Consider the following 11,137-nt stretch of genomic DNA (forward strand, 5'->3'; position numbering starts at 1 on the left):
GCGTCACGCGCGTACGACCCGTACAAGAAATCTGTACGGGTGCGCAGGGGTCAGGACCGGGGTTCGGGCGCGGCCTGTTCGACGGCTTCCCGGACCGTCGCGTCCGGGTCCTGGGCGAGGCGGTGGAGGAGTTCCGTCGTGCCGCGGGACGACCAGTTCTCGACGGCCCATACGAGCGCCCTGCGGACCTTCGGGTCCGGGTGGTCCGCGAGGTGGGCCAGTTGGTCGACCGGTCCGCGTCGGCGCATCCCGAACCAGTGGAGGATCTGGATGAGCTGTTCGGGGTCGCCGGGGCTGCCCGCCGCGGCGATCCGGCGCACGAGGACCGCGGAGGCGGGGGGAGGGCCGTCGAGCGGGTGCGGCCGGCGTTGCCGCAGGCGCTGCGATCCGTACTCGCCGCGTACCCGGCAGCCGAAGCAGGTGCAGGGCACCTTGCCGTTCGAGTCGGGGAAGTACCGCCAGCCGGTGACCTGGCTGACCGCGCGGATGCGGTGCACCTCGCGCCTGGTGACCGCCCGGGGGACGAACACCTCCCAGCCGCGCGGGTCGGGCAGGGCGGCGACCCGGCGTACGGCTTCGGCGGCCGTGACGGTCGCGGGGTCGCGGTGGTAGCGGCCCAGGGTGACGGGTTCGTCGTCCGGCAGGCGGATGTGCACGGCGACGAGTCCGCGCGGGCCGCTGCGCCGGGACAGTTCGCGCAGCCACTGGTGGGTGAGGGTGTACGAGGGGAGGACGGGGAAGCAGTAGAGGCCCCGTGGCAGTGAGTCGTCGCGACCGTGGCTGATGGCCCGTATTCCGGAGCGGCGGACGCGTGGGGCGTTCGCCGCGGGTGTCAGGTGCACGAACATTGCCATGCGGACGATGCTAACGAGTGGGTGTGCGGCCGGCCGGGCGCCCGTGTACAGCGCCGAGTCCGTGGAGACCTGGATCGGCTAACGGGCCGCCCGCCGTTCGTCGTTGATCATCAAGAGTGCAGAATGAGCCGTATGTCGATAACGAACACCCCGAAAACGGCAACGGTCGACGATGCTGAGCAGATCGGCCGCATGCTGGCCAGTGCTTTCGACGACGACCCGATGATGCGCTGGTTCTTCCCCGAGGAGGCCTCTCGCGAGGAGGGGATGGCCCGCTACTTCGGCACGATCTTCGCCCGGCAGTACGTCCGGCACGGTGTGTGCGAGCGCACCGACGCGGCGGCCGCCTTCTGGGTGTCGCCGGAAGGGCAGGAGAAGGCCGTTCCCGACGCGGAGACCGTCCAGGAGCTGGAGAACATCCTCGGCGACCGGGCCGAGCTGTTCCGTTCGGCCGTCGCGGCGGCGGCCGAGCACGGGCCGAAGGAGCCGCACTGGTATCTGGCGGTGGTCGGCGCGGACCCGGCCGCCCGCGGGCAGGGACACGGGGCGGCACTGCTGCGCTCGGGCCTGGCCAAGGCCGACGCGGCGGGCCTGCCGGTCTACCTGGAGTCCTCCAAGCCGGACAACCTGCCCTTCTACGAGCACTTCGGCTTCACCGTGCTCGGCGAGGCGGAACTGCCGGGCGGCGGACCGAAGCTGTGGGCCATGCGGCGTGCTCCCCGTACGCCGGACGGCGTCTGAGACCCTCGTACGGAATGACCGACCGGCGCTGACTCCGGCGCCGGTCACCCGTCCTGGGCCGGGGCGGAACGACCGTGGGTCCTGCGATGGTTCAGCCAGGAGACGGCCAGGACGGCGGCTCCGGCGCCGAAGACCGTGACCGGGGTCCAGACCTGCCAGTGGAGCGGCGACGTGGAGTCGTACGCCCAGCCGGCACCCGCGAAGACCGTGTCACCGGCGGACACCTCGGCGCCGGTGATCTCGCCGGAGGTGGTGCGGCCGTCCGCGAACGCCCACGTCCCGTAGCAGTGCGAGGGCGGCAGCTGCGGGCCGCCTTCCACGCACTGCGTGACGCTGCGGACGGTGGCGGACTCGCCGGTGATCAGTTTCCGGGCGCCGTCTCCGGCCCACAGGGCGACCAGGACCGGCAGGAGGGCGGCCAGGAGAGCGGCGGCGGCGATGGAGGCCAGCGACTTGAGCCTGGTCGGTCCGCCGGGGCGGACCCGGTCGCTCGCCTCGGACATGGCAGCCCTCTCCCGTACGGCTCTAGAGCTTGTCGGCGCAGAGGAGGCGGTCGCTGTGCACCGGGTCGTCGTCGATCAGCGAGTTCTCGGTGAACATGGCGTCCGCCTCGCCGTCGCACGGGTCGTCGAAGCCGCCCACGATCGCGTCCTCAAGGATCTTCGTGACCTTGTGAGTGGCGCCGTCCTTCCGGCCCGGCCCGGCGGCCGCGCACTCGCCCTCGGCGAGGAACTGCTCTCCGTGCGACGGATTACGGTTCCCCCCTCGGGCTCGATCTCCGATTCTACGATCGACTGCCCTTCCGGGAACGCGAGTTGCCGGAGTGCCGGTCTCGCTTCGTGGTGTTCACGGAGAGGGGGACAGCCCGACCATCGATCCGGATGATCGCCCCATCGTGCCGGCCCGCACCCGGCGGGCACCGTAGGGGGCACAGGGCAGCGGGGTGTGAGAGATCGTCATGCACCGTTCCGCAGCCGGGACGTCGAGGACTGAGGACGTACACGTGATGAAGCACAAGCGCGCGCTGGTCGGTGCACTCACACTCGCCGTGGCGCTCGGCGTCGGGGGAGCCGTGCTTCCGGGGAGCGCCGCCGCCACGACCACCGCCGCGGTGTCCGCGGGCCACGGGTCCGCCACCGACCGCGCCCGGTTGCAGGAGGTCCTCCAGCGGCTGACCACCGTCGACGGCGCGCCCGGGGCCCTCGCCGAGGTGCGGGACCGGCGCGGCAGCACGGTGCTGACCAGTGGTGTCGCGGACGTGGAGAGCAACGCGCCGGTTCATCGCGACAGCAGGTTCCGGATCGGCAGCATGACCAAGATGTTCACGGCGACGACCGTGCTCCAACTGGTGGGAGAGCATCGCGTCCGCCTCGACGCTCCGGTGGAGCGCTACCTGCCCGGCGTCGTCCGCGGACACGGCAACGACGGACGGGAGATCACCGTCCGTCAGCTGCTCCAGCACACCAGCGGCCTGCCCGATTTCCTCGACCACCTCAAGCCGCAGGAAGTCGTCGCGAACCCGCTGGTCCGCTATGACCCCCGCGACCTCGTGGCCCTGGCGCTCAAGCACCCCAGGGTCTTCGAACCGGGCACCGGTTGGGACTACTCCAACACGAACTACCTGCTCGCCGGCCTGATCATCGAGAAGGTGACCGGCAACACGTACGCCGAGGAGGTCCGCGAGCGCATCATCAAACCACTGCACCTGCACGAGACGTACGTGCCGCGCGCCTCGGCGATCCCCGGCCCGCACCCGCGCGGGTACGCGCGGCCCGGTAAGGACGCGCCGCTCCTGGACATCACGAAGGTCGACCCGTCCGTCGGCGGCGCGGCCGGCGGGTTGATCTCCAGCGGCACCGACCTCAACCGGTTCCTGGGCGCCCTCCTCCGGGGCGACCTGCTGCGCCCGGCCGAGCTCCGGGAAATGATGACGACCCGGTGCACCGGCAGCGAGGACGGCCGCGCGTACGGCCTCGGCCTGGAGAGCAGGCCGCTTCCCGGCGGCGGCCTCTACTGGGGGCACGCCGGTGACTTCCTGGGGTACGAGACGATGGCCGGTGCCACGGTCGACGGCAGGCGGGTGACGGTCATGGTCAATCTCGGCCCGGGAGGCTCGGACGCCCAGAGCGATGACATCGAGGCGGTCATCCGGACGGCGCTCTCCGCGGGCCGCCCCTCCGCCCACCGGTAGCGTGCCCGCGGTGGGGTGGGGCGGCAACGTGGTCCGGCGCGGTACGGCGCGGTACGGCTACCGGGCTCGCCGCCTTCGCCGAGGCCGGACACCGGAGGATCAGTACGTGAGGGCGTCGTCCATTTCGCTCTGCCAGTAGGTGACGAAGCCGTTGTCGCCCCAGGACGTGCCGGCGGGGAGCGTCAGCTCGGCCGCGGCGCCCGTGGAGCCCTGGTTGGCCTTGCCGGTGAAGTACACCGCGAGGTGGGTGCCCTTGTGCAGTTCCTGTCCGTCGGGCTCACCGGACAGCCCGATCGAGGCGTAGGCGGACTGGCCCGGCTCAAGGGTGACCACGGCCTGCGGGATGCTGTCGCGGAGGACCGGGAAGGCGGCCTGGGCGTCGTCGAACCGGAGCGCCGGAGCGTGGTAGGCGTAGCAGGTGGCGGAACCGGTGTTGGTCGCGGTGAGCAGCAGGTGGTTGATGGGGCGGCTCACCTTGGTGACGGTGACCTTGGTGTTCGAGCCGGTGCAGGTGACGGGGGACTTGCTGCCGCCCCCGGTGGCGCCGGAGCTGCTCTTCCCGCTGCCGCTGCCGCTGCCGCTCCGGCCTGTGGAGCCCTTGGCCGCGGTGGAGACGTTCTCGGCGGGCGCGTCGGCCTTGCCGCCGCCGGTCTCCTTCGCGTCCTCGGCGGCCTTGCCCGTGTCGGGGTTGGCGGTGCTGCTCGCTGCCGGAGCCGCCGCGCCGGACTTGCCGTCGTTGCCGTTCTCGTCGCCGCCGCAGGCGGTGAGCGAGAGGGCGGCCAGGAGGGCGGTCGCGGCGAGGGCGGTGGTGCGGATGTGCTTGCGCATGGTGCTGGTACTCCCCGTGTGCTGGTGATGGTGTTCGGTCAGTTGTGGCAGATCAGGACCATGACGATCGCGGTGGACACGATCACCACTCCGATGGCCACGGCATCGATGGGCTCGATGCGGAAGTGGATTCGCACTGCGTTGTCCCGGTGGTCGCTGCGGTGTGTTCACAGATTGCGGGGCGACGGATTCCGGCCGCAACGCCGAACAGCCCATTGGGGATGCTGGAATGGCTGCGCGTACTGTGACCTGGGCAGATTCCACGTCCCTGGAACGGCGTTCCGGGACGGACCAGGAGGGGGAACGCCGCAGTGGTGACGCCGGAGGCCGGGGAATTCGCGGCTCTGCTGAAGGAACTGAAGGAACGTTCGGGACGCAGTTACGGGGTGCTCGCCGGGAGACTGCACGTCAGCACGTCGACGCTGCACCGGTACTGCAACGGTGACGCGGTGCCGAACGAGTACGCCCCGGTGGAGCGGCTGGCGCGGTTGTGTGCGGCGACTCCGGAAGAGCTGGTGGAGCTGCACCGGCGGTGGATCGTGGCGGATGCGGCGCGGCGACGCCCTGCCCAGGCTGCTCCTGCGGCTGCTCCCATGACTGCGGCTGCTCCTGCTCCTGCTCCTGTTCCTGTTCCTGTTCCTGCTTCTGAAGAGCCGGTGCGGGATGGGGTTTTTGGGGCCGAAGCCGGGGCCGGGGCCGGTGGCGACGCGTCCGGGAGCACGCCCGAACCCGAGTCCGAGCATGAGCCCGAATCCCGATCCGAGTCCCGATCCGAGTCCCGACCCGAGTCCCGAGCCGAGTCCGAACCCGAGTCCGAACCCATGATTCTGGCCGGTGGGCCGAGCCGGCCCCGGCGGTTCCTGGCCTCCGCACGGACGCGGGTGCTGCTCGCGGCCGTCGCCGTCGTCGCGCTGACCGTGCCGACCTCGATCGTCGTCAGCAATCTGTCGGGCACGGGCAAGGACGATCTCAGCAACCTCCCCGCCGTGGACGCGAAGGGCCCGGACGACGACGCGCGCGCCCGGTCCGGCCTCGACCCGAGCGTCACCGCCTCGCCCAGCGGGACGAAGAAGTCGGGCAAGCCCGTACCGTCCGGCTCGGCGACCGTCTCGTCCCCGCCGTCCGGCGGCGCCTCCGCCACGTCCGGGAGGCGCGGCACGGGAGCCGGGTCGGGTGGGCAGCAGAGCGGGGGCGTGCCGCTGAGCGCCACGATCAGCTCGTACAACTGGGAAGAGCCCTGCGGCCAGCACTACGTACTGGACCAGAAGCCGGAGGACGTCCCTCCGCCGCCCTCGCCGCAGGGCACCCGGGGCTGGGCCAAGGCGCTCGGCGGGGTGGACGGCGGCAGCATGCAGCTCGAAGTCACCGTGCAGGGGAAGTCGGCGCTGCCCGTCGTGCTGAACGGACTGCATGTGCGGACGCTGTCCCGGAAGGCGCCGCTGGCGTGGTCGGCGTACTCGATGGGCGAGGGCTGCGGGAGCGGTGTCACTCCGCAGTCCTTCGACGTCGACCTCGACGACAGCCGGCCGAACCTCACCCCGGTGGCGGGGCAGCAGGGGGATACACGGGTGCCGCCGAAGGACTTCCCGTTCAAGGTGTCCTCCAACGACGTGGAGGTGTTCGACCTCACGGTCCACGTCGAAGGGCACGACGTCAGCTGGTACCTGGACCTGGAGTGGAGCAGCGGCGGCCGGACGGGGATGCTGCGCATCGACGACGGCGGGAAGCCCTTCCGTACCAGCAGCATCCAGGCGCGGCCCAAGTACATGTACCAGTACGACACGGCCCAGTGGGTGCCCAAGGAGTGGGACTAGGGCCTCTCGTTCGGATCATGCCGGGCTGATCCAAACGAAAGACCCTGGCGTCCCTCGTGGTCACGGCCACCGGGCCGGTGCGTACGGAATCCGTACGGACGACCGACCGGAGTCCCGGTCGGAGGCGCTCGGGGGTCAGAGGCGCTCGGGGGTCCGGATGCCGAGCAGCTCCATGCCCTGGTGCAGGGTGCGGGCGGTGAGGTCCGAGAGGAAGAGGCGGTTCTCGGCCACATCGCCCGGAACCTCGGGCTTCAGCACCGGGCACTGGTCGTAGAACGTCGTGAAGAGCGACGACAGCTGGTAGAGGTACGAGGCCAGCTTGTGCGGCTCGTACGCGGCGGCGACCTCGGCCACGACCTCGGCGAACTGGTCCAGGTGCAGGGCCAGCGCGCGCTCGGCCGGGGCCAGCTCCAGCTCCGGGTGGGGCCGGGACTTCAGCTCGCCCGCCTTGCGCTTGATGGAGCGGGACCGGGCGTGCGCGTACTGGATGTACACGCTGGTGTCGCCGGTCAGCGAGACCATCTGGTCCAGGTCGAACTTGTAGTCGCGGGCGGCCGACGTGGACAGGTCCGCGTACTTCACCGCGCCGATGCCGACCTGCGTGGCCCGCTCGGTGATCTCGTCCTCGGTGAGGTCCTTGGCCTTCTCGCGCACGACGGTGGACGCCCGGTCGATCGCCTCGTCCAGGAGGTCGGCCAGCCGGATCGTCTCGCCCTCACGGGTCTTGAACGGCTTGCCGTCCTTGCCGAGCACCGTGCCGAAGGGGAGGTGCACGGCCTTGACGTCCTCGTTCAGCCAGCCGGCCCGGCGGGCGGTCTCGAAGACCATCTTGAAGTGCAGGGCCTGCCGGGCGTCCACGACGTACAGCAGGGTGTTCGCCTTGAGGTTCTGCACCCGGTCGCGGACCGCTGAGAGGTCGGTCGCCGCGTAGCCGTAGCCGCCGTTCGACTTCTTGACGATCAGCGGCGCCGGGTTGCCGTCCGGGCCCTTCACATCGTCGAAGAACACGCAGAGCGCCCCCTCGGAGCGGACGGCGACACCCGACTCCTCAAGGATCCGGCAGGTCTCCTCAAGCATGTCGTTGTAACCGGACTCGCCGACGATGTCGGCGTCCCGGATCTCCATGTCGAGCTTGTTGAAGACCGAGTAGAAGTAGATCTTCGACTCGTCGACGAAGCGCTGCCACATGGCGAGCGTCTCCTCGTCACCGGCCTGGAGCGCCACGACGCGGTCCCGGGAGCGGGCCTTGAACTCCTCGTCGGAGTCGAAGAGCGCGCGCGAGGCCTTGTAGAGCCGGTTCAGCGAGGACATGGCGGCCTCGCCGTCCACCTCGCCGCCGTTGCCCTCGTGGGTCAGCTCGTCCGGGTGCTCGGTCAGGTACTGGATGAGCATGCCGAACTGGGTGCCCCAGTCGCCGATGTGGTGCCTGCGGACCACGGACTCGCCCGTGAACTCCAGGATCTGCACCATCGCGTCGCCGATCACCGCGGAACGCAGGTGGCCGACGTGCATCTCCTTCGCCACGTTCGGCTGGGCGTAGTCGATGACGGTCGTGCCCGCGGCGCTGTTGTACGGCACACCGAGCCGGCCCTCGTCGTCCGCGGCGCGCGCGGCGAGGGTCTCGGTGATCGCCTTGTCGGTGAGCGTGATGTTGAGGAAGCCGGGGCCGGAGACCTCGATCTCCTTGATCAGGTCGCCCGCCGGGATCGCGGCCGTGACCTGCGAGGCGAGCTCGCGGGGGTTGCCCTTGAGCTTCTTGGCGAGGGCCAGGATGCCGTTGGCCTGGAAGTCGGCCCGGTCGCTTCGTCGCAGCAGCGGGTCCGCGGTGCCGGCATCCGGCAGGGCTGCCGTCAGGGCGTCCGCGAGCTGCTGCTGGAGCGTGGAAGCGAGGGAATTGACCGAGGCCATGAGCTGGCTGCCGTTTCCGTAGGAGTACAAGGGATCACGCCCAGTATCCCACGGGGTGTAAAGCCGTTTTCGCGCTGCCGGTGGGACCTGGGAGAATGGGCGTGCCCCTATGAGTCCCACAAGGGTGTTTCCTACGAGTCCTACAAGAGAGAAGGACGTGCAGACCGTGGCTCAGAGTCAGAGCAGCACAGAGACCGACTGGGTCTCCCGCTTCGCGGACGATGTCATCGCCGAATCGGAGCGTCGTGCGCCTGGCAAACCGGTCGTCGTCGCGTCCGGCCTCTCCCCGTCGGGCCCGATCCACCTGGGCAACCTCCGCGAGGTCATGACCCCGCACCTGGTCGCCGACGAGATCCGCCGCCGGGGGTACACCGTCCGGCACCTGATCTCGTGGGACGACTACGACCGGTACCGCAAGGTGCCGAACGGTGTCCCGGGCATCGACGAGTCCTGGGCCGAGCACATCGGCAAGCCGCTGACCTCGGTGCCCGCCCCGGCCGGGTCCGCGTACCCGAACTGGGCCGAGCACTTCAAGGCCGCCATGACCGCCGCGCTGGACGAGCTGGGTGTCGAGTACGACGGCATCAGCCAGACCGAGCAGTACACGGCGGGCACCTATCGCGAGCAGATCCTGCACGCGATGAGGCACCGCGCCGACATCGACGCCGTCCTCGACCGGTACCGGACGAAGAAGGACCCGGCGGCCGCGGGCGCCAAGGGCGGCAAGAAGCCGCAGCAGCAGAAGAAGGTCGACGAGGCCGAGCTGGAGGCCGAGGCGGGCTCCGGCGCGGCGAGCGAGGACGACGGCAGCGGCGGCTCGTCCGGCTACTTCCCGTACAAGCCCTACTGCGGCAACTGCGAGAAGGACCTCACCACCGTCACGTCGTACGACGACGACAGCACCGAGCTGAACTACACCTGCACGGCCTGCGGCTTCGCCGAGACGGTGCGGCTGAGCGAGTTCAACCGAGGCAAGCTGGTCTGGAAGGTCGACTGGCCGATGCGCTGGGCGTACGAGGGCGTGATCTTCGAGCCGAGCGGGGTGGACCACTCCTCGCCGGGCTCGTCGTTCGTCGTCGGCGGCCAGATCGTCCGCGAGATCTTCGACGGGGTGCAGCCGATCGGCCCGATGTACGCCTTCGTCGGCATCTCCGGCATGGCGAAGATGTCCTCCAGCAAGGGCGGCGTGCCGACCCCGGCCGACGCGCTGAAGATCATGGAGGCGCCGCTGCTGCGCTGGCTGTACGCGCGCCGCAAGCCCAACCAGTCCTTCAAGATCGCCTTCGACCAGGAGATCCAGCGGCTCTACGACGAGTGGGACTCGCTGGCGCGCAAGGTCGCCGACGGCTCGGTGCTGTCGGCCGACGCCGCCGCGTACGCGCGGGCCATCGGCACGGCCGCCGGTGAGCTGCCGAGCACGCCGCGCCCGCTGCCGTACCGGACGCTCGCCTCGGTCGTCGACATCACCGCCGGGCACGACGAGCAGACGCTGCGCATCCTGAGCGAGCTGGACCCGGAGAACCCGCTGACCTCGCTGGACGAGGCGCGGCCGCGGCTGGACCGCGCGGAGAACTGGATCACCAGCCAGGTCCCGGCCGAGGCCCGCACGATCGTGCGCGACGAGCCGGACAAGGAGCTGCTCGGTTCGCTGGACGAGCAGGGCCGCGAGTCGCTGCGGCTGCTCGTGGAGGGGCTGGACTCGCACTGGTCGCTGGACGGGCTCACCACGCTCGTCTACGGCGTGCCGAAGATCCTGGCGGGCCTGGAGCCGGACGCCAAGCCGACGCCCGAGCTGAAGGTCGCGCAGCGGTCGTTCTTCGCGCTGCTGTACCGGCTGCTGGTCAGCCGGGACACGGGGCCGCGGCTGCCCACGCTGCTGCTGGCCGTGGGCGCCGACCGGGTGCGCAGGCTGCTGGGCGAGTAGCGGTTCGTTCCGGTTTGTTGTTCACGTAAGGGCCGTCACCCGGTGGATCGGGTGGCGGCCCTTCGGCGTCGCGTTGCCGGTTGTGCGGTGTGGTCGGCTCCGCGGCTCTCAGGCGATGTGGTCCGCTTCGAGTTCGGCGTGGTAGCGGTTCTTGAACTCCGGCATCATGCGGCGGATCAGCGCCGCGCTGCGCGGGTGCCTGACGTTGTGGCCGTCCGTGACGTGTATGTCCAGGGCGTCGACGCTCGGGTAGTCGTTGTGCTGGTTCACGAACGCGGCGAACACCTCGTACGCGATCGAGGCGAACTCGGCGTCCTCCTGCGCCCACTCGGCGGGGTCCGGCTCGGGCTCCTGGGGCTGCTCCTGGAGCTGGAGCTGTTCCTGGAGTTGTTCCTGGGCCTGTTCCTGGGCCTCGTGGTTCTGCTGGGGCTGCTCCTGGTCCTGCTGCTGCGCGGTACGGGGGCCGGGGACGGCGCCGATCGTGCCCACGCTGCCCAGGGGGCGGGTGCGGCCGCCGGGGCCCGTGGGGACCATCACCGGGGTCGGCTCCAGGCCCTCGACGTATGCCGGGTTGTAGGCGCTCTCGTACGCCTCGTCCGGGACCTGGGGCGCCGCGAACCAGGGGCTCTCGTGCGAGCCGGGCCCTTCCTGGGGCCACTCCTCGGGCCACTCCTCGGCGGCGCCGGGGTCGGAGGGGTGGCTGTGTTGCGGGCTCTGTTGCTGCTGTTGCTGTTGAGCCTGGTGGTGTTCGTGCTGGGCGTGGTCCGGTTCGTACTGCTCGGCGTACTGCTGCTCGGGGCTGTACGGCAACTCGGGCTGGCGCTCGCCGGGTTCGACCTGGGCCTGGGCCGGAGGCAGCAGGGCGGGTTCGATGCCC

Annotated in this window: 8 protein-coding genes and 2 pseudogenes; 5 read left to right on the top strand and 5 right to left on the bottom strand. The window is 70.5% G+C overall.

Going from position 1 to position 11,137, the window contains the following annotated elements:
• Positions 1 to 50 precede the first annotated feature (50 nt).
• The gene (locus EES42_RS37355) at positions 51 to 854 is read right to left on the bottom strand and encodes a HEAT repeat domain-containing protein (RefSeq protein ID WP_206433788.1); all 804 of its coding nucleotides are present in this window, start codon (positions 852 to 854) and stop codon (positions 51 to 53) included.
• 123 nt (positions 855 to 977) lie between these two features.
• Here EES42_RS37355 and EES42_RS37360 point away from each other — a divergent pair, with 123 nt between their 5' ends.
• Complete coding sequence (locus EES42_RS37360; RefSeq protein ID WP_206433789.1) at positions 978 to 1,595, top strand: GNAT family N-acetyltransferase; 618 nt, start codon at positions 978 to 980, stop codon at positions 1,593 to 1,595.
• A 44-nt stretch (positions 1,596 to 1,639) separates the two neighbouring features.
• Here the strand turns inward: EES42_RS37360 and EES42_RS37365 are convergent, their stop codons facing one another.
• The gene (locus EES42_RS37365) at positions 1,640 to 2,098 is read right to left on the bottom strand and encodes a hypothetical protein (protein ID WP_124722663.1); all 459 of its coding nucleotides are present in this window, start codon (positions 2,096 to 2,098) and stop codon (positions 1,640 to 1,642) included.
• 503 nt (positions 2,099 to 2,601) lie between these two features.
• Between EES42_RS37365 and EES42_RS37370 the strand changes: the two genes are divergently transcribed.
• Positions 2,602 to 3,786, top strand: a complete 1,185-nt coding sequence (locus EES42_RS37370) for a serine hydrolase domain-containing protein (RefSeq protein ID WP_241196850.1) — start codon at positions 2,602 to 2,604, stop codon at positions 3,784 to 3,786.
• A 99-nt stretch (positions 3,787 to 3,885) separates the two neighbouring features.
• Here the strand turns inward: EES42_RS37370 and EES42_RS37375 are convergent, their stop codons facing one another.
• The gene (locus EES42_RS37375) at positions 3,886 to 4,614 is read right to left on the bottom strand and encodes a DUF4232 domain-containing protein (protein ID WP_124722665.1); all 729 of its coding nucleotides are present in this window, start codon (positions 4,612 to 4,614) and stop codon (positions 3,886 to 3,888) included.
• A gap of 314 nt (positions 4,615 to 4,928) precedes the next feature.
• Here EES42_RS37375 and EES42_RS47740 point away from each other — a divergent pair.
• Both EES42_RS47740 and EES42_RS37380 read left to right on the top strand, forming a co-directional pair.
• Positions 4,929 to 5,126, top strand: a pseudogene (locus EES42_RS47740) (helix-turn-helix transcriptional regulator); the annotation flags it as partial.
• A gap of 309 nt (positions 5,127 to 5,435) precedes the next feature.
• The gene (locus EES42_RS37380; RefSeq protein WP_323138594.1) at positions 5,436 to 6,428 is read left to right on the top strand and encodes a transcriptional regulator; all 993 of its coding nucleotides are present in this window, start codon (positions 5,436 to 5,438) and stop codon (positions 6,426 to 6,428) included.
• Positions 6,429 to 6,563: 135 nt separating this feature from the next.
• Here EES42_RS37380 and argS read toward each other — a convergent pair whose 3' ends face one another.
• Positions 6,564 to 8,336: an arginine--tRNA ligase gene (gene argS / locus EES42_RS37385; protein WP_124722999.1), complete on the bottom strand. Its 1,773-nt coding sequence runs from the start codon at positions 8,334 to 8,336 to the stop codon at positions 6,564 to 6,566.
• A 157-nt stretch (positions 8,337 to 8,493) separates the two neighbouring features.
• Here argS and lysS point away from each other — a divergent pair, with 157 nt between their 5' ends.
• Complete coding sequence (gene lysS, locus EES42_RS37390; RefSeq protein ID WP_124722667.1) at positions 8,494 to 10,260, top strand: lysine--tRNA ligase; 1,767 nt, start codon at positions 8,494 to 8,496, stop codon at positions 10,258 to 10,260.
• Between the two features lie 108 nt (positions 10,261 to 10,368).
• On the opposite strand, the pseudogene EES42_RS37395 reads toward lysS, so the two are convergent.
• A pseudogene (locus tag EES42_RS37395) lies at positions 10,369 to 11,137 on the bottom strand (hypothetical protein); the annotation flags it as partial.

The organism is Streptomyces sp. ADI95-17, assembly GCF_003846175.1.
GTDB classification, from domain to species: Bacteria; Actinomycetota; Actinomycetes; order Streptomycetales; family Streptomycetaceae; genus Streptomyces; species Streptomyces sanglieri.

Excerpts from the sequence above, each read along its gene's own strand:
- EES42_RS37355 (WP_206433788.1), bottom strand. The coding sequence starts at position 854 with ATGGCAATGTTCGTGCACCTGACACCCGCGGCGAACGCCCCACGCGTC.
- EES42_RS37360 (WP_206433789.1), top strand. The coding sequence starts at position 978 with ATGAGCCGTATGTCGATAACGAACACCCCGAAAACGGCAACGGTCGAC.
- EES42_RS37365 (WP_124722663.1), bottom strand. The coding sequence starts at position 2,098 with ATGTCCGAGGCGAGCGACCGGGTCCGCCCCGGCGGACCGACCAGGCTC.
- EES42_RS37370 (WP_241196850.1), top strand. The coding sequence starts at position 2,602 with ATGAAGCACAAGCGCGCGCTGGTCGGTGCACTCACACTCGCCGTGGCG.
- EES42_RS37375 (WP_124722665.1), bottom strand. The coding sequence starts at position 4,614 with ATGCGCAAGCACATCCGCACCACCGCCCTCGCCGCGACCGCCCTCCTG.
- EES42_RS37380 (WP_323138594.1), top strand. The coding sequence starts at position 5,436 with ATGATTCTGGCCGGTGGGCCGAGCCGGCCCCGGCGGTTCCTGGCCTCC.
- argS (WP_124722999.1), bottom strand. The coding sequence starts at position 8,336 with ATGGCCTCGGTCAATTCCCTCGCTTCCACGCTCCAGCAGCAGCTCGCG.